Source organism: Acidithiobacillus ferridurans (assembly GCF_003966655.1).
GTDB classification, from domain to species: Bacteria; Pseudomonadota; Gammaproteobacteria; order Acidithiobacillales; family Acidithiobacillaceae; genus Acidithiobacillus; species Acidithiobacillus ferridurans.
In genome coordinates this window covers 2,365,508-2,383,901 of the sequence record NZ_AP018795.1, presented here as the reverse complement: position 1 = coordinate 2,383,901, position 18,394 = coordinate 2,365,508, and the positions used below count along the sequence as shown (strand labels likewise).

15 protein-coding genes are annotated in these 18,394 nt (G+C 59.6%); 9 read left to right on the top strand and 6 right to left on the bottom strand.

Annotation, left to right across the window (positions count from 1 at the left end):
- Positions 1 to 55 precede the first annotated feature (55 nt).
- The 3 genes from AFERRID_RS12290 (at position 56) to AFERRID_RS12280 (ending at position 3,203) form a co-directional block, all read left to right on the top strand.
- Positions 56 to 1,237 (top strand): class II fructose-bisphosphate aldolase, encoded by a 1,182-nt coding sequence (locus tag AFERRID_RS12290; protein ID WP_012536692.1) that lies wholly within the window; start codon positions 56 to 58, stop codon positions 1,235 to 1,237.
- On the top strand, positions 1,234 to 2,022 hold the full coding sequence (gene bioD, locus AFERRID_RS12285; protein ID WP_009561320.1) for a dethiobiotin synthase: 789 nt from the start codon (positions 1,234 to 1,236) through the stop codon (positions 2,020 to 2,022). The genes AFERRID_RS12290 and bioD overlap by 4 nt, the downstream gene beginning before the upstream one ends.
- Positions 2,023 to 2,216: 194 nt before the next feature.
- Complete coding sequence (locus AFERRID_RS12280) at positions 2,217 to 3,203, top strand: L-threonylcarbamoyladenylate synthase (protein ID WP_012536689.1); 987 nt, start codon at positions 2,217 to 2,219, stop codon at positions 3,201 to 3,203.
- Positions 3,204 to 3,206: 3 nt separating this feature from the next.
- Here AFERRID_RS12280 and ilvD read toward each other — a convergent pair whose 3' ends face one another.
- The 6 genes from ilvD to AFERRID_RS12250 all read right to left on the bottom strand — a co-directional run bounded on the left by ilvD (position 3,207) and on the right by AFERRID_RS12250 (position 8,976).
- Positions 3,207 to 4,883, bottom strand: a complete 1,677-nt coding sequence (gene ilvD / locus AFERRID_RS12275) for a dihydroxy-acid dehydratase (protein WP_226835602.1) — start codon at positions 4,881 to 4,883, stop codon at positions 3,207 to 3,209.
- A gap of 78 nt (positions 4,884 to 4,961) precedes the next feature.
- Entirely contained in the window at positions 4,962 to 5,999 is a 1,038-nt protein-coding gene (pyrC, locus tag AFERRID_RS12270; protein ID WP_012607167.1) for a dihydroorotase, read from the bottom strand.
- A 67-nt stretch (positions 6,000 to 6,066) separates the two neighbouring features.
- On the bottom strand, positions 6,067 to 6,627 hold the full coding sequence (locus AFERRID_RS12265; RefSeq protein WP_126605318.1) for a hypothetical protein: 561 nt from the start codon (positions 6,625 to 6,627) through the stop codon (positions 6,067 to 6,069).
- Positions 6,628 to 6,682: 55 nt separating this feature from the next.
- Positions 6,683 to 7,498 carry a DUF6671 family protein gene (locus tag AFERRID_RS12260; RefSeq protein WP_232027566.1) on the bottom strand — a complete coding sequence of 272 codons (816 nt, stop codon included), beginning with the start codon at positions 7,496 to 7,498 and terminating at the stop codon, positions 6,683 to 6,685.
- 129 nt (positions 7,499 to 7,627) lie between these two features.
- Entirely contained in the window at positions 7,628 to 7,957 is a 330-nt protein-coding gene (locus AFERRID_RS12255; protein ID WP_225981993.1) for a hypothetical protein, read from the bottom strand.
- A gap of 239 nt (positions 7,958 to 8,196) precedes the next feature.
- Entirely contained in the window at positions 8,197 to 8,976 is a 780-nt protein-coding gene (locus AFERRID_RS12250) for an IclR family transcriptional regulator (RefSeq protein ID WP_126605316.1), read from the bottom strand.
- A gap of 97 nt (positions 8,977 to 9,073) precedes the next feature.
- On the opposite strand from AFERRID_RS12250, the gene AFERRID_RS12245 reads away from it, so the two are divergent.
- The 6 genes from AFERRID_RS12245 (at position 9,074) to AFERRID_RS12220 (ending at position 18,394) form a co-directional block, all read left to right on the top strand.
- Positions 9,074 to 11,293, top strand: a complete 2,220-nt coding sequence (locus AFERRID_RS12245; protein ID WP_126605315.1) for a phosphoketolase family protein — start codon at positions 9,074 to 9,076, stop codon at positions 11,291 to 11,293.
- 12 nt (positions 11,294 to 11,305) lie between these two features.
- Positions 11,306 to 12,643, top strand: a complete 1,338-nt coding sequence (locus AFERRID_RS12240) for a four-carbon acid sugar kinase family protein (protein WP_126605314.1) — start codon at positions 11,306 to 11,308, stop codon at positions 12,641 to 12,643.
- 14 nt (positions 12,644 to 12,657) lie between these two features.
- Complete coding sequence (locus AFERRID_RS12235; protein ID WP_126605313.1) at positions 12,658 to 14,124, top strand: FAD-linked oxidase C-terminal domain-containing protein; 1,467 nt, start codon at positions 12,658 to 12,660, stop codon at positions 14,122 to 14,124.
- On the top strand, positions 14,078 to 15,190 hold the full coding sequence (gene glcE, locus AFERRID_RS12230; protein WP_126605312.1) for a glycolate oxidase subunit GlcE: 1,113 nt from the start codon (positions 14,078 to 14,080) through the stop codon (positions 15,188 to 15,190). Before AFERRID_RS12235 ends, glcE begins: the two co-directional genes overlap by 47 nt.
- 9 nt (positions 15,191 to 15,199) lie before the next feature.
- On the top strand, positions 15,200 to 16,450 hold the full coding sequence (glcF, locus tag AFERRID_RS12225; RefSeq protein WP_126605311.1) for a glycolate oxidase subunit GlcF: 1,251 nt from the start codon (positions 15,200 to 15,202) through the stop codon (positions 16,448 to 16,450).
- A gap of 303 nt (positions 16,451 to 16,753) precedes the next feature.
- Complete coding sequence (locus tag AFERRID_RS12220; protein WP_009566373.1) at positions 16,754 to 18,394, top strand: proton-conducting transporter transmembrane domain-containing protein; 1,641 nt, start codon at positions 16,754 to 16,756, stop codon at positions 18,392 to 18,394.

Sequence of the window (18,394 nt, the reverse complement as noted above, 5' to 3'; positions counted from 1 at the left end):
TGCGACGGTCAGAACGGAAATCTTTCCGTATAGGATTTATTCGGAGGGTAGCGTTATGCCTTTGGTGCACATGAAAGATCTTCTGAACCATGCCTATGCGCACGGATACGCGGTAGGTGCTTTCGACGTCGTGAATCTGGAGTTCGTGGAGGGCGTCATGGCCGCTGCCGAGCGGTCTCGCGCACCCGTAATCCTCTCTCTAGCTGAGTCGCAACTGGAACACTATGACTTCGAACTGCTGATGTCAGGGGTAGAGGCAGCGGCACGCCGTAGCTCGGTACCCGTGGCCCTTCATCTTGACCGTGGGGCAAACCTGGAAGCGGCGGTGCGGGCCATCCGCCTGGGCTGCAACAGCGTGATGATGGACGCCTCCCAGTCGACTTTTTCCGATAACCTGGCGCATACGAAGACTGTAGTCGAGATGGCCCATGCCTGCGGGGTGCCTGTCGAAGGGAGCTTGAGTTATCTCACTGATGCAATGGATATAAACGCCCAATGGCATACCGCCGCGTTACCTTCCACCACAGTGGCCGAGGCAAAAGGCTTTGTCGAACGCACGGGAGTAGACTTCCTCGAGGTGTCCATTCGGGTGGAACAGAGTTGTCCAAACAGTAAAGCCAAGCTGGATATCCAACGGCTTCGCAGCATCAACCAGGCGCTTGGTATTCCGCTGTCAATCCACTGCAGGGTCCGGCTCGACGATGACCAATTTCGGCGACTCATTGTCCACGGCGTGGCCAAGATCAACTGTTTTACAGCGTTGGCTGAAGCTGCGAATGCGGCGATCCGCGCACGGGCAAGGTCAGCGCCGGGTGCTGGTTACCTGGATTTGGTTCAGAGCGTTGGTGCGGCAATCAGTGCTAAGGCTGAACGATGTATGCGCGTGTGGGGTGCTGCCGGGCGGGCTGCTGAGGTATTGGCATGCTGTCGTCCGTGGGCACCCGTGGAACACCTGATCATCCACAATGTTATTGGCATTTCTGAAAAGGAAGTGGCTGCGATGATGAGCGAGGGGCAGCAAGCGCTGAGCACCATTCCTGGAGTGCGGTCAGTGATTACGGGTAAGGCGATGAAAGAACACGCTCAATACCGCTACTGCTGGCGGGTACGTTTTGCGGCACCGGAAGTGATTGATTCCTACCACAGGCATCCTGACTATACAGCCTTCACCAACCGGCGTTTCCTACCTGTGGCCGACAGAGAAATCAGCATCGACTACGCCATGGAAAGCTTATGAAAAGCATTCAGCACGCCGTTGAGCTGGATATGGCGGGCCTCACCGGACTATTTGTCACTGGTACTGACACGGGCGTCGGCAAAACCTGGGTGGCGGTGGCACTGACCCGTCTCCTGGTGCAGCGGGGCCTATCGGTGCGCCCGCGCAAACCGGTGGAATCGGGGTGTGCCTCGGGCGAGGATGGCCTGCTGCCCCAGGACGCGGCCGCGCTCTGGAAGGCTGCGGACAGTACCGAATCGCTGCAACAGGTTTGTGCTTATCCACTGCGGGCGGCGCTCTCACCGGAGCGGGCTGCTGCCCTGGAAGGTCGGACGCTGACTCTGGATCAACTGGTAACCGCTTGCCAGTCGGGCATTGGCGCAGACGACTTCTTGCTAGTGGAAGGGGCTGGCGGCCTGCTCTCCCCGCTGGCGGCGGGAACCACCAACGCCGACTTGGCCGCCGCACTGCGGCTGCCTGTGCTGGTAGTAGCCGCCGATCGCCTCGGCGTCATCAACCACACCCTGCTCACTGTGGAGGTATTACAGCACCGGGCATTACCACTGGTTGGCGTGGTGCTGAACCAGACAGGGCCGGTGATTGATCCGCTCTTGGATAATGCCGCAGATTTGGCATGCTGGCTGGACTGTCCGGTAGAGCGAATACCGCATCGGTCGGGGCACCACGCCACCACGTGGATGGGCATTGGTCCGTTTCTTCATGGCCTTGCCAGCCGGCTTGCAGCCGCTCATACCGCGCCAAAAGCAACCCCTCCCATCACCGCAAACTGTGCGGCGCAGAAATGAATCAGAGGGCCATTCTATGCGATGTGAACAGGGCTCTGGCTGAAGACAAAGAGATACACCCGCTCGCCTACAACCCAAATTTGGTCTTTATTGGCCGGAACACTGTCTGGCTGAGACTCCACCGGCAGCGGTTGGAGTGGTCCTCTTATGACCCGCGTTCGGCGCTGCCAGCCGCGGCGGGGAGCAACTAAACCATGCCTTCGAGTAAGAAATTGCTCGCCGCCATGCAGCGGGCTGCGGAGATCCTGCGCAGCGGCGGCCTCGTCGTCTTCCCCACGGAGACCGTCTACGGCCTCGGGGCCGATGCGGAAAACCCCGCCGCCGTGGCCCGCATTTTCGCGGCGAAGGGTAGACCGGCTGATCACCCGCTGATCGTGCATATGGCACGGCGCGATCACCTTAGTCAATGGTCCAGGGATATCCCGCCAGCGGCCTTCGTCCTCGCGCGGCGTTATTGGCCAGGTCCACTTACCTTGATTCTGCACCGTGCCTGCCGCGTGCCCGATAGGGTCACCGGTGGTCAGGATACGGTAGGACTGCGGGTTCCCGATCATCCCCTCGCCCTGATGCTGCTCGAAGCTTTCAGCGGCGGCATCGCCGCCCCTTCGGCCAACCGCTTTGGCCAGGTAAGCCCCACCACCGTAGCACATGTGCGCGAGGAACTGGGCGATGCCATGGACTTCATCCTAGACGGCGGGCCCTGCCGGGTGGGCATCGAGTCCACCATTCTCGACCTGAGCGGGCATCAGCCCCGGCTGCTGCGTCCCGGCGCGATTACGCTTGCCGAGATCGAAGCGGTCCTGGAGCAGCCCGTCATTCCGCAGGGAAATGATGCGCTGCGGGCGCCGGGGATGTTGCGCTCCCATTACGCCCCAAGAACCCCTCTCTACTTGGTGCCGACGGGGCATCTGAAAGCGGAAATATGCCGGCGCCTCAGGCAGGGGCAACGCGTCGGGGTGCTGGCGATGCCCGCCACGCAGTTGCCCGAATCCTGCCTCCGGCACCATATGCCGCCGCATCCGGCAGGGTGGGCCCGCGAACTCTACGCGCAGTTGCGCGCTCTGGATCAGCAAGGGCTCGATGGTCTGCTGATTGAGGCACCACCCAGCGGTGCCGACTGGCAGGCAGTAAGCGACCGACTGGCGCGCGCCGCATCAGCGCATACGACCTTTCGTTTCTAACGTTCAATCTGTTACGGCCCCCTTACTGGCCGAGGAAACCAATTTGGCGTACTTCGCCAAAACGCCGCGCGTGTGGCGCGGTGCGGGTGCTTGCCAGACGGCGCGGCGGCGTCCGATTTCTTCATCAGACACGTTGAGTTGCAGCAAACGCTGTCCGGCGTCTATAGTCACCGAGTCTCCCTCGATGACTAGTGCGATCGTGCCCCCCACTGCGGCTTCCGGCGCGACATGACCGACTACCATGCCGTATGTGGCGCCGGAAAAGCGGCCGTCAGTAATAAGGCCAACCGAATCGCCCAATCCTTCGCCGATGATCGCCGAGGTGGGGGATAACATTTCGCGCATACCGGGTCCGCCCTTGGGCCCTTCGTAGCGGATGACCACGACATCGCCGGGCTTGATTTTCTGCGCCAGGATCGCTTCCATGCACGACTCCTCGGATTCAAAAACCCGTGCCGGACCGGTGATTTTGTGCGCCATGAAGCCGGTGGTTTTCGCCACCGCGCCCTCGGGCGCAAGATTGCCCTTCAGGATGGCAAGGTGCCCTTGGGCATAAATGGGATTATTCCACGGACGTATCACCTCCTGATCCGTACGCGCTTCGCTCGGCACATCCTGTAAAACTTCCGCAAGCGTCTGACCGCTGATGGTCAGCGCATCGCCGTGTAACACGCCGTGGGCGAGCAATATTTTCATCACCTGGGGAATGCCGCCCGCCCGATGCAGATCGGTAGCGACGTAACGGCCCGATGGTTTCAGGTCGCAGAGTACCGGCACACGCCCGCGCATGGCCTCGAAATCATCAAGGGTGAGTGGTACCTGTGCCGCATGCGCAATGGCCAACAGGTGTAATACCGCGTTGGTGGAGCCGCCCACGGCCATGGCCACCGCAATGGCGTTTTCAAACGCCTGCCGCGTCAATATCTGGCGCGGCAGGATTTGTTTTCGGATGGCGCTTACCAATACCTCTGCGGACTGTGCCGCACTCTCCGCCTTTTCTGCATCCTCCGCCGCCATGGTGGAGGAGTACGGCAAGCTCATGCCCATGGCTTCGAAGATGGAAGACATGGTGTTGGCGGTATACATGCCGCCGCAGGAGCCCGCGCCAGGGCAGGCGCGACGCTCGATTTCCAGCAGTTCTTCGTCGTCAATTTTATGGACGGTGTGTTGCCCCACCGCCTCAAAGGCGCTCATGATGGTCAGATCTTGGCCCCGGTAGTGGCCCGGCTTGATGGTGCCGCCATAAACGAAAATGGCCGGAATGTTCATGCGGGCGATGGCGATCATTGCGCCCGGCATGTTCTTATCGCAGCCGCCGAGGGCGAGCACGCCGTCCATGCTCTGGCCCTGACACACCGTTTCAATGGAGTCGGCAATCACTTCGCGTGACACCAGCGAATATTTCATGCCGGCGGTACCCATCGAAATACCATCGGAAATGGTGATGGTGCCAAACGTTTGCGGCATGGCACCAGCCGATTTGAGCGCCGCTTCCGCACGGGCGGCAAGCGCGCCGATACCGATATTGCAAGGCGTGATGCTGCTGTGCGCGTTCGCCACGCCGACGATAGGCTTGTCGAAGTCCCAATCACCAAACCCCACCGCACGCAGCATGGCCCGGTTGGGCGAGCGCTGCACGCCCTGCGTGATGGTCTTGCTTCTGCGGTTGTCAGACATCATTACCCTCCTGAGTATGCGTAAGCTGCAGCAAAATGCAGCGGAAATTTACCGAATCCTGCGGGCCAGCACGCTGCCTGCTCATGTCAGCACCGTCCACGCCATCGTTTTTCCGGCGCGTAGCGGCACGACCGTGTCCTTCCCGAAATACAGTTCTTCAGGCACCGTCCAGCTCCGTTGCTCCAGGGTGAGGGTGTCCCGGTTGCGCGGCAGCCGGTAGAAATCGGACCCGTGGAAGCTTGCGAAGGCCTCCAGCCGGTCAAGCGCACCGGCGCGCTCGAAAATCTCGGTATACAGTTCCATTGCAGCGTGCGCGGTATAGATGCCAGCGCAGCCGCAGGCGGACTCCTTGGCTTGACGCGAATGCGGCGCACTGTCGGTGCCGAGAAAAAACTTCGGGTTGCCGCTCGTGGCTGCGTCGACAAGCGCTGCGCGCTGCGTCTCCCGCTTTAGGAGCGGCAGGCAGTAATGATGTGGTTGTAACCCACCCTCGAATAGCGCGTTGCGGTTGAGCAGCAGATGGTGCGCGGTAATCGTCGCGGCGACGTTGTTGGGGGCCTGCCGAACGAAGTCGACCGCCGCGCGTGTGGTGATGTGCTCGAGCACCATGCGCAGGCCGGGAAAATCGCGCGTCAACGGCATGAGGTGCCGGTCGATGAACACCGCCTCACGGTCAAACATGTCCACCGCCGAATCGGTCACTTCGCCGTGCAGCAGCAGCGGCAGATCCAGTTTTTCCATCGCCGCGAGCACTGAATAGGCACGCTTCAGATCGGTCACACCATGCTCGGAATGGGTGGTCGCGCCGGTCGGGTAGTACTTGACCGCCTGCACAAAGCCACTGTTTTTTGCCTTCGCGATCTCGGACACCGGCATATTGTCCGTGAGATAAAGGGTCATGAGCGGCTCGAAGCGCATATCCGCTGGGAGTGCCGCGAGGATGCGGTCGCGGTAGGCCTGCGCCAGATCGACTGTCGTGATGGGAGTTTGAAGATTGGGCATAACAATGGCGCGCGCAAAATGCCTCGCCGTGTCGGGGAGTGCCGCGGCCATCATCGCGCCATCCCGAAGATGGAGATGCCAATCGTCGGGGCGTATGAGAGTGAATCGCTTCACCATGGGTACCCTCCTGGCGCACAAAGTCGGAGTATAACCATCCGCGTCGGGTTTTACCGTGTTCATTTTTTCAATGGCATGACAATTCGTCCTGTAAGGACAAAGCACCCGTATCCGGGTCGCAATAAACCGGGCCTGCGATCCGAAGCGGATACAGAAAATTCAGTTGTTTGATCTCTGCATGCACTTGTTCCATTGGCGTGCCACGCGCGAAGACCGGTGAATAAGCGCCAACTGTTCCGGCGTCCCCCTGCCTAAGTGCAATCAGCGCATCGAGCACTAGATTGTGGGAAAGGGCCATCCCCTCATTGGTCTCCAGGCATACCGCATCCATCGAGGCGACTGACCAGATACCCCATAATGCAAAAATCTCCCGCATCGTTAGAAGAAGGGTCTGAGTGGCTGACAATGGCTGTACCCACTCTTGAGGGAGACTGGTGACTATGTGCTCCTCCACCCAGACTCCCAAGAAACGTTCATTGGCAAAGGGATCGCTTTGGCGACTGCGACAAAATGCAAGAAACTCCTCGACCTGCTGGCAGGCACTGGCAAGGTCGTCTGTTCTCCGAACGAAAAGAAACAGACGTGTTACTGAAATATCCCGCCCTGCTTCGGTAATCGTAGTCATCATAACGCGATACACCTCCATTCGGGCTGTCGTCACATGGCTGCCATGCCGCTTCGGATCATGGATTGCACCAGTCGCAGTGACCCGCTGGAGCGGCCTTCTCCAGACGTTCCAGCGCGACCTGGTGGCCACACCTGCCACAACGGTGGATGTCCGCCCGGGTATCCCGGGTCGGGGCGCCGCAACCTTCGCAAGGCAGGCCTGGGACGCGCTCCACGATGTCGAAGCCGGGCGTGTTGCAGACCGGGCATGGGGTAGCAAGCTTGTCTGCGAGATCTCGTGTAGCCGAAGCTATGATCTCCATGCGCATGGGGTTCATATGCGCACGCACGTCGGTTTCCAGGAAGACGCAGCCGTTATCCGCCTCGCCACAGGCCCAGAAAAAGGCCTCACGTAGCGATTCCCAGTCGGCAATCCCTTTGCGGATGCGGGAGTCGTCCTCATGACGCGGGCGCACTACGATCCCGTGTTCAGGAAAATCTATCGCACGGGCGAATGCCTCGGCCTGCTCCCAGTTGGCAGCGAGCAGATGAGAGAAGTTGGTCCTACCCGAGGCAACACCCACCACTTCGATCCCGAGCGTATCGTCGATCCAGACAACCATTTCTACGTTCAAGGAAAACAGCCCGGTAAACGGGTCCGGTCCGAAGCTGCCTTCGCTAGCGAGCCCCAAGGGCAAATGCGCTAGCTCCATACCGATGCGCGCCTTTTTCCGCGCCGCCTCGATCTGGGTGCCAGCACGGGGGATGTCTCTGGTAAAGGTACCCAGTTGGTCCGTGTCAAAGCCCGTCACCAGTGTAACTTCGCAGCCAATGGCGGAAGCCAATATAGGAGTAACGACTTTCTCCTTGCCGTGCTGGGTAAGTAGGGCCACACTTGTATCTTTGTAGATGGCGTTTTTCAAACGCGAATATTTTGCATGCTCTATCTCACGCATTTGATGGCATGACTCCCAAAAAAGCACAGGCCATGGGGTTGCCATGGCAACCCCGACTTCATTTGGTCAATCCGCTACATTCCAGTGGGTTCCAACGTGACCGGCACGGAGCCATGCCAAGTAACGGCGCGCTTCATAGATACTAAGCAGAGACGGCTCTTGATTGTGGTGATAACGTACGCAGACATAATGCCCTGCCGCCCGTGCGTGGGCGCCGTTGAATTTTTCAGGGGACTGCGCCCCCTTTGACGAAATGGCATCAATGTCCTGAGCGAGTTCGAAAGCCAAAAGCCTCAAGTCTTCTGCGGGTCTTACCATCTGCCTGAAAAGCGACATAAAACCTCCCATTGCTCCATTCAAAAGCGGATCATCCGGAACACTCATTGCGTTGGTCACGGGACCTCATGGCTCGCACCCGATATCACGCGGGGGGAATACTCGTCATCGGGTCCGTCAGCGCGCATAGAGGACGTTGACTGGAGTGCAGTATGGGAGAAGCGTATAATTGATAAAAGTTAATTATCTTTATTATTATAGTTAATAAATATTAACTCTAATTGAGAGTACCGGTCAGCAAGCATTTCCATCAAATGGGGGTTACTCGTTGCCCATCACGCTATGCACCTACAGGCCCTTCAACTTATGGACGGTACATCATTTTTCTGGTGGCCCCTATCTATCCGCCGCGCAGCCTCCTGTAGCATCGGTACCCAGCTTTCCTGGAGACGCTCAATAGGCGCGGAGATACTGAGGCCGGCATTCCAGGGCAATCGGCTGTGGAGCAGCACGCCGAGACAACCGACGCCAATCTCGGCTTCCTCATTGTCCAGTGCATAGCCACGTTCAAGTCCGCTTCTGGCGTTTTCCCAGAGGGCATCGGCCTGGCGCAGGGTATGAACAGTAAGCGCCGGCAAGCCGGTGCGGGTAGCGTAACTTTGGACAGCAGCTTCGCCATTCAGCGCCAGCATGAGCTTGCCGACGGCGGTGGTATGTAGCGGCGCGCGACTGCCGATCACCTGCTCCACCCGCATCATCCGCGACGAGGTGGCGCGCTCTACATAGATCACTTCGTCGCCCTCCTGGATGGTAAGATTCACCGTCTCCTGCACCTGATCGCGCAGCCAGGCCATGATGGGCCGGGCGACGGCGCGTAGGTCGCTGCGGCCATGGGCGAGCTGCGCCCAGTCTTGCAAGCGCTGGCCGAAGCGGTAATGGCCGCCAGCATCGCGAGCGATCAGTTGGTTGTCCTGTGCTGAGGCCAGAATGCGGAAGGCGGTGGAGGGTGCGAGTCCGGTGACGGCGGCGAGTATTTTGAGTGGTGCGCTCCCCCCTTCCGCCGCGAGGGCATCCAGCAGAGCACGCAAGCGGGTGATCACCTGGATGGAGGAGTTTTTATCGGTGGTAGATGTTGACATAAATTATTCCGTATTATGGAAACGATTACCCATTGCGGAATCATATCGTCTTGCTTAGAGTGGATGCAATTTCTTTTTGTCACAGGATGATCGCACTATGACCGCCCATACCGCCCTGCCCGCCAACGCCCCTGCCTTTTGCGCCGGCATGTTCCACTTTGGTGAATCCTGGCCGAATTTCCAGGAGTATGGCCGCAGTGCCGCCATAGCGACCGGACGCAAGGCCATTCCCAATCCTGCGGCCATGGAAGCCGTCTACCAGACCCTGCTCATGGCTGATGCCCTGCGTTACTGCACTTTACAGATCTGCGCCGCCAAGTCCTCAGGACATCCTGGCGGTTTTGCCTCTAGTACGGAGGCGTATGCCGCATTGGTGATGCTCGGCCACACCAACATCGTCACCGAAGTAGGTCACCACGCCCCGGGTTTCTACAGCGCTATGTTCCTTGACTGTTCCCTGGAGGAAATGGGTATCCGCGACATGAACGACATGATGGCGCGTTTCCGCGAACAGCATGGACTGCTCGGTCATCTCTCCGGCGCAATCCCTGGCCTGCTGGCTCCCGCGGGCCCATTGGGGCAGGGACAGCACTTTGCCATGGCGGGCGCATTGCTGCACCCTGGCACCCTCTTCCCGGTGACCATCGGTGACGGCGGTTTTGGGGAGCCTTATGTGCTGAGCGCCATGAAGCACTTTCACTTCGCTTATCCGAGGGTTACCAATTATCTGCCGGTGCTGGTCTGGAATGGCTTTAGTCAGGAACATCACTCCATGGTTTCCCTGATGACGAATGACGAGATGATCGCCTATTGGCGCGCCCATGACTTCGACGAAGTCATCCTGGTGGATGCCAAGAACTTTGACGATGCCGGTCAGGAAGGTGCCTATGTCGACTCCACGCGCTTTTCCTTTGGCCAGCGGTTGGCCTTTATGGAAGCGGTGCTGACCGGCATGGCCAAGGCGGCGGACGGCGCCTTGGGGGGCCGCCACACAGCCTTCATCCTCAAGCAGATGAAAGGTGCGGGCGTGCATGTGCTGGGGGCCAAATCCCATAACCTGTATCCCAAAGACACTCCGGATTCCCCGGAAATCAAGGCTGCCCTGGAGTGCCGCGCCCTCAGTCCCGAATCCTGGGCGCTGGTGCGCGAAAACTTCCTGCGTGCCGGGGGTGGCCCCGCCGCCAAGACGGCGGTAACCGAGCAAGTGCTGGAAATCGCCAAGCTGGGCGAGTTCCCCCTGGAGGATTTTGCCTTAGGCGAACCGGTCGTACCCGCCACAGCCATGGGCGCATTGGTGGCCTGGGTGGGACAGCAGGATCCGCGCTTTGTGGTGACCAATGCCGACGGCAACGAAGCCTCGGCCATGAAGAACATCAATGACGCCCTGAAAATCCGCCACCCCACGGAAGATCCGCTCTATAACCAGCAACCCAGCGGGCAGGTCTATGAACCCCTGAACGAGGATGCCTGCGCGGGTTTGGCGGCGGGACTGGCCCTTTTGGGCAGCCGTTCCTTGTGGCTGTCTTATGAATCCTTTGCCATCAATGGCTGGCCCATCATGCAGACAGTCGCACAGGCGATGGCGGAATTGCGGCGCAAGACCCCATCCACGGTCTGCATGTTCACCGCCGGAGCTCTGGAGCAGGGCCGCAACGGTTGGACCCACCAGCGCCCGGAGATCGAGAACTACTTTGCCGCTCAGATGCGCAACGGCAATGTCTTTCTGCTTTATCCCACGGATGCCAACGCCATTCAGGCCGCCTACGAGTACGCAGTGAACAGCGTCAACAAGTCGATGGTCATTATCGCTTCCAAAAGTCCGCTGCCGGTACGGCTGACCATGACACAGGCGCGGGAGGCGGTGCGCAAGGGAGCGGCGCTCCTGCATGATGCGGGTACGGGCAACCGTGGCACCGTGACCCTGGCAGTGACCGGCGATATGGTCCTGCTACCGGTTTTCGCGGCCAGTCAGGTGCTGGAGAAGGAGGGATACCGGGTGCGAATCCTGTCGGTGATCAACCCCCGCCAGCTTTACCGCCCGGCAGATGTGGCCGCGCACACGGTTTCCGAGGCGGATAAGGGCTTCATGTGCGACACCGACTTCCACGACCTCTTCATCGGGGAGGTGCTGCTAGGTATCAGCGGCGGTACTTCCGGGGCGCTGGAGCCGGTGCTGCTGCGCAGCCGGGCAAGGCAGCGCGATGTGCTGGCCTGGTTGCGCGGTGAGACCACGGCCACCCCGGCCGAACTCATGGCCTTCAACGGGATTACCGTCGAGAGCATCGTCAATAAAATCCACGGCCTCGACGCCGGATAAGGATGGTAGCGGATGGTCGACGCCGACAATAAAATCATCGTCATCGATGACGACCCCACGGGTTCGCAGACGGTGCATTCGTGCCTGCTGCTCACGCGCTGGGATGTGGAAACGCTGGCCATCGCTCTGCGCGATGCGGCTCCGCTCTTTTTCATCCTCAGCAACACTCGGGGCATGGTGGGGGAGCGAGCGGCGGCGGTCACCCGCGACATCTGCCGGAATCTGCGGGTGGCACTGGATCGAGCAGCAGCGGCGGGGCGGGCGGTGCGGCCTATTCTGGTGAGTCGTTCCGACTCCACCTTGCGCGGCCATTATCCGGTGGAAACCGACGTGATGGCCGAAGAGTTGGGGCCCTTCGACGCCCATTTTCTTATTCCCGCCTTTTTTGAGGGCGAACGCATCACGCGGGACGGCGTGCATTACGTGCGCCAGAACGGTGTGGAGACGCCCGCCCATAAGACCGAATTTGCGAAGGATTCGGTGTTTGCCTTTCATCACGGCTTTCTGCCGGACTACGTGGAGGAGAAGACTCAGGGACGGATTCCGGCGGCGGCGGTGGAGCGCTTCACACTGGCGGAGTTGCGCGCGGGCTGCCTGGGGCACCTTCTGGCCCTGAGGGACAACATTTGCGCCGTGGTGGATGCGGTGGAACCTGCGGACCTCGCCGCCTTTGCCCGGGATTTACGGGCTGCCGCGGCACAAGGCAGGCGCTTTCTCTTCCGTAGTGCCGCTAGCCTGTTGACGGCGCTGGCGGACTTACCGCCGCAACCTGTGGCGGCCAAGGATATGGCGCAACTGGTGCGCGGTAGCCGGGCCGGTGCCATCGTCGTCGGCTCGCACGTGCGCAAAACCACGGAGCAACTGGACTGTCTGCTCCTGGAACCCGGCTTGGAGGCTATAGAGGTCGATGTGGACCGTTGTGCGGGCGCGCAGCGCCCTGCACAGTTGGAGGCCATTGTGCGGCGAGCGGCGGCGGCTCACGGCAAAGGGCTGGATGTCGTCATCTACACCAGCCGTGGTGAGCGCCGTTTTGCCGATCAAGCTGCCCGTCTGGCCTTTGGGGAGGCCGTGTCGGCCTTCTTGATGGAGGTGGTCCGAAGCTTGCCGGAGGATCTCGGTTTCCTCATCAGCAAGGGCGGTATCACTTCCAACGATGTCCTCAGCGACGGCCTCGCCCTGCGCATGGCGCGGGTCATGGGGCAGATACTGCCGGGCTGCTCTGTGGTGGTCTGCCCCGCCGATCACCCTCGCACCCCCCAACTGCCGGTGGTGATTTTCCCCGGCAATGTGGGGGATGCAGGGAGCCTCGCCCTCGCCCGCCGCCGCTTACGCGGCGACGCCCCTGCGTGAGGTGCCGACCCAGCATGCCAGCGTCCCCCTACCCTACCGCTCTCCTTGCGGAATTGCAGGCGGCCTTGTCCGCGGATGCGGTCTTGCATGGTGCGGAAGATTTACGGCCATATGAATGCGACGGCCTCGCGGCACTGCGCGAGTTGCCGCTTTGTGTGGCATTGCCCACGGACCGGGAGGGCGTACAGGCGGTCTTGCAAATCTGTCAGCGCCACGGCGTGGCGGTGGTGCCGCGTGGCGCGGGTACGGGCCTTTCCGGGGGCGCGCGCCCACTCCGTGATGCGGTGCTTCTCAGTCTGGCCCGCTTACATCATATTGTCGCCATCGACCGGGAAAACCGAACCGCTCGGGTTCAGCCGGGCGTGCGCAATCTGGCCATCAGCGAAGCGGCCCGCCCTTTGGGTTTGTATTACGCGCCCGACCCCTCCTCGCAGATCGCCTGCAGTATTGGCGGCAATGTAGCGGAGAACTCCGGCGGTGTGCATTGCCTGAAATACGGGCTTACCGTCCACAACATTCTGGAGCTGGATGTGCTGACCGCCACGGGTGAAACCCTGCGGATCGGCAGTCAGGCTCTCGACAGCCCCGGCTACGATCTGCTGGCGCTAATGACCGGTTCCGAAGGATTGCTGGGTGTGGTGACGGAATGCACGGTGCGTTTGTTGCCGATGCCGGAGCATGTCCTCGTCCTGCTGGCGGCCTTTTCCAGCGTCGAGGCGGCAGCGGAGTCGGTCAGCGCCATCATTGCCTCGGGCATCATTCCCGCCGGCCTGGAGATGATGGATCGGCTCGCCATCGAAGCCGCGGAGGATTTTGTCCATGCCGGTTATCCCCGCGATGCCGCAGCCATCCTCCTTTGTGAGTTGGATGGCCCGGCCGTGGAACTGGAGGAACAGCTGCGAGAGGTCGAAACCATGCTCCAACGCCACGGTGCTCGCGCTATCCGCATAGCCGAGGACGCAGCAACCCGTCTGCTGCTTTGGAAAGGCCGCAAGGCGGCCTTTCCGGCGGTGGGGCGTCTGGCTCCGGATTATTACTGCATGGACGGGACCATTCCGCGCCAGCGCCTGGCGGAAGTGCTGGAGCAAATCACCGCCTGGTCCGCAGAATATGGATTGCGGGTCGCCAATGTCTTCCACGCGGGCGATGGTAATCTGCACCCGCTGATCCTTTACGACGCGAATGCCGAGGGACAGCTGCACGCCGCTGAGGAATTTGGGCACCGCATCCTTGAACTCTGCGTGTCCGTCGGTGGCAGCGTCACCGGCGAACACGGCGTCGGCGTCGAGAAACTGGACAGCATGTGCGTCCAGTTCAACGCCGCCGAACTGGCGCAGTTGCATCGCATCAAACACGCCTTCGACCCCGAAGGTCGCCTCAACCCCGGAAAGGCCGTACCCAGCCTGCATCGCTGCGCCGAGTTGGGGGCCATGCATGTGCATCATGGCCAGTTGCCTTTCCCCGAACTGGAGCGTTTTTGACATAGATCAGAGCCAGACCTTGCAGGTGGCCGTACAAGAGGCCCACGCCAGATCCCAACCGCTCGCTATTCGTGGTGGCGGGAGCAAGACGTTTTATGGCCGCCAAACGCCGGCATGCGATCTGCTCGATCTCGGTGGCCACCGGGGCATCATCGACTACGCGCCCAACGAGCTTTTCATCACTCTGCGCGCGGGTACTTCCTTGCAAGCACTGGAGGCACAACTGGCGGAAGCCGGGCAGATGCTCCCGTTCGAGCCCCCGCATTTCGGACCCGCCGCGACCATTGGCGGGACGCTGGCCTGTGGGTTTTCCGGTCCGCGCCGTCCCTACGCAGGGTCGGCTCGCGATATGGTGCTGGGCATGCGCATCCTCAATGGACAAGGCGAAATCCTGCGCTTCGGCGGGCAGGTCATGAAAAATGTCGCCGGTTATGATGTCTCCCGTTTGATGGTAGGTGCCCTCGGCACCCTGGGCGTTCTGCTCGAGGTGAGCCTCAAGGTGCTGCCGCGTCCCGATAGTACCGTGACTCTGGTATGGCCGATGGACCCCGTTACCGCCGTCCAACGCATGAATGACTGGGCTGGACAGCCACTGCCGCTTTCCGCTACGGCGTATGATGGTGAGCACCTGTATATACGTCTTTCCGGCACCGGAAGCGCCGTGCGGGCGGCACAGACCCGGCTGGGCGGCGAAAGGTTGCCCGATGCCGAGGCGGCGGCCTTCTGGGTGGCACTGCGCGAACAGCGGAACGATTTTTTTCAGGGGGACGCACCCTTATGGCGTCTGGCCGTGGCCCCGGCCACCCCCCCCTTGCCGCTCGGGGATCAGACCCTTATCGAATGGGGCGGCGGTCAACGCTGGCTGCGTGGTGCCCTTGATGCGACTGCCTTGCGGCAGTTGGCAGCGGAGCACGGTGGTCACGCCACCCTGTTTCGTGGTGGAAATCGCCGTGGCGAGGTCTTTCATCCCCTCGCACCACCGCTGCTGGCGATACAACAACGGCTCAAAGCGGCCTTCGATCCGCGCGGCATCCTCAATTCGGGCCGTCTTTACGCCACCCTCTGAGGTCTGCCCATGCAAACCCATATCGCCCCCCGCTTCCAAAATGATCCCAGCGTAACCGAAGCCGATGCCATACTGCGCAGCTGCGTCCACTGCGGCTTCTGTACCGCCACCTGCCCCACCTACCAGATTCTCGGCGATGAACTGGATGGTCCGCGTGGTCGCATCTACCTCATCAAGGAATTCCTCGCCGGTGCCCCGGCCACGGAACATACCCTGGAACATCTGGACCGCTGTCTCACCTGCCGCGCCTGCGAAACCACCTGTCCTTCCGGCGTGCGCTACGCGCGGCTGGCGGAAATCGGCCGCGCGCATATTGAGGCAGAAGTGGGCCGCTCGACACTGGAGCGGCTGAAGCGCCGCCTGCTGCGCGCCATTGTTCCCCATCCCGAGCGCTTCCATCTGCTGGTACGACTCGGTGACATCTTTAAGCCCCTGTTGCCGGATGCTTTGGCGCGCATGGTTCCGACCCTGCCCAAGCCCCGACTGAAGGCGCCCCGGGTCACGTTCCATGCGACGCACCGGGTCATTGCCCTCGCCGGATGCGTGCAAAGCGTCATGACCCCCTCGACCGGGGTGGCGCTGGAGCAAATACTCGGCTCCCTCGGTGTGGCTGTCGATGTGCCTGCCAGCGCCGGTTGCTGTGGTGCCCTCAGCCTGCACCTCAACGCACACAACGAAGCGCACAACTATATGCGTCGCAATATCGACGCCTGGTGGCCGCTGATCGAAGCCGGCGCTGAAGCCATTCTGGTCAGCGCCAGCGGCTGTGGCAGCATGGTCAAGGAATACGGGGAAGCGTTACAAAACGACCCGCACTATGCTGAAAAGGCTGCGCGTGTCGCCGCTCTGGCCTGCGATCCCAGTGAATGGCTTCTGGAACACGCCGGGGAAATTCCTTTCGTGGCCGCTAATCGCGGCACAGTCGCCTTCCATGCGCCCTGTTCTCTGCAACATGCCCAGCGCTTGCAAGGCAGGGTCGAAACGCTCTTACAACAAGCCGGCTACCAATTAACCAATGTTCGAGATAGCCATCTTTGTTGTGGTTCAGCAGGCAGTTACTCTATTTTGCAGCCTACCCTATCCCAGCAGCTACGCAATCAGAAACTGGAGGCTTTGCAGGCAGGGCAGCCGGACTGCATCGCCACGGCCAACGTGGGCTGCCAAATACACCTTCAAAGCGGCAGTGAGACACCGGTTTGCCATTGGCTGGATCTGTGTGCCGATGCCCTGGCTCCTCTGTTGGAGGATTGTAGCGACTGATCCACAGGTGGCGATGAAGTCGCCGCCATCGTGAAGATGGCGCCCTCAACCCGACCGTAACGCCCCCGTGCGGTAAAACACCCCGGCCATCATCAGCACCTCCACTATATCCAATCCTACCGTCACTACTGCCTTCTACGTAATAGCAACTAGAGTGCCGATCCATAACCCATTTATATAAGTAAAACATCATGGTTAAAAATCTTAACTTATTATTTATCGATGTACAGGTTACTGTTCACTTCGCAAGACTGTAGCAAATGGTCACCGAGCTACATTTCTGACTTCACGCAGGAGTTGTGAATGATTGCATCCTCTCTTCTTATGTTGGTTGCACCATGGCCATTGCTATTGGTGGGTTTACTTGTAGGAATCCGCGCGGACCATCATGCGCGCTGGGTCAAGACGCTGAGCAACGGTGCCAATTGGTTTGCACTGCTTTGTAGCATCGCTGCTACGACAATATATTTGGCGATAATACAGCATTCGCAGACCCTACTGTCGATCCATCTTCCATGGGAACTAGGCTCATTTGCGGTCCGAGTATTGATTAATCCGTTGACGTTCGTCATGTTCGTGTTGGTCTCCTTTATGGGAATGATTGTCTCTCGGTATTCCGCTTCGTATATGGTAGGGGACGCCCATGAGGGACAGTTCCACCGGTGGCTGAGTCTGACCGTTGGAGCATTTCTAGTACTGATTGTGACAGATAATATCTGGGGATTCTGGATTTCATTTGTCGCCGCCAGTCTGTTTTTACACCAGTTATTGATATTCTACCGCGAACGTCCGATCGCCGTGATTGCGGCACGCAAAAAGTATTTGTTTTCGCGTATCGCTGACGTGAGCCTTTTCACCGCATTTCTTCTGATAGCACGGACCACAGGAAGAGCAGAGTTTTCAGGAATCGCACAGTGGATGCACACGTGGCACGGAAGTCTTCCTGCCAGCTTGCAGATCGCAACAGGCCTGATTGTACTCTGTGCTATTTTAAAGAGCGGAATATTTCCATTGCATGGTTGGCTTATTCAGGTTATGGAGTCCCCCACGCAGGTTTCGGCACTATTACACGCAGGGCTCATTTATACCGGGGCATTCCTTCTCTTGCGTGTCAGTCCCATGATCACCCACGTAAGCTGGGCCTGGACCGCACTCATTCTTGCGGGACTTTTATCTGTAACAGTGGCATCTCTCATGATGATGACGGAAACCAATATCAAAGAATCACTGGCGTATTCCACTTCTGCGCAGCTAGGTTTCATGCTCATGGAATGCGGTTTGGGTTTGTACAGTATCGCCGTACTCCATATTATCGCTCACTCCGTCTATAAGGCGCATGCGTTCCTGTCTTCCGGAAGTGTGGTAGACAATTTCCGTGGACCGACGATCCAGAAGCTCACTACAACGCAAACGCTCGGACGAGCGGAATTGGCAATTGTTATATCAGGGATAGTGACCTTTGTAGTTGCCATGGCATTTGGCATCGATTTGCAAAAGCAACCTACTTTGCTGACGATCGGCGCCATCGTCGCCATTGCGATGGGTCAGCTTCTGCTGCAAGCCCTCAATAGGTCCGGAGTCGGAGCCGGCACATTGCTTTCCCGAGTGGCTCTGTTAAGCATCATGGTCTGTTCAGCCTATTTTGGGCTGCATGATCTGTCTAGCGACTTGCTGGGAACCAGCATTCCCAGTGATACCGTGCAGGCTGATCGTATTCCAATCTGGTTACTGGCGCTTATCGTCGTGGCTTTTCTTTCCTTGTTGCACATTCAGCAACTTTTGCCCCGTCTGCAGAAGTCGGCTTTTTGGCAGGCCGTATATGTGAACCTATATAATGGACTGTATGTTGATCTTGTTTTTAGCCAGATGGCCTTTCTGCACGCATCGAAGATAGGAAAAACGGTGGACGCGGCAAATCCACAAGTTCGGTTCCCGGAGGAGTAG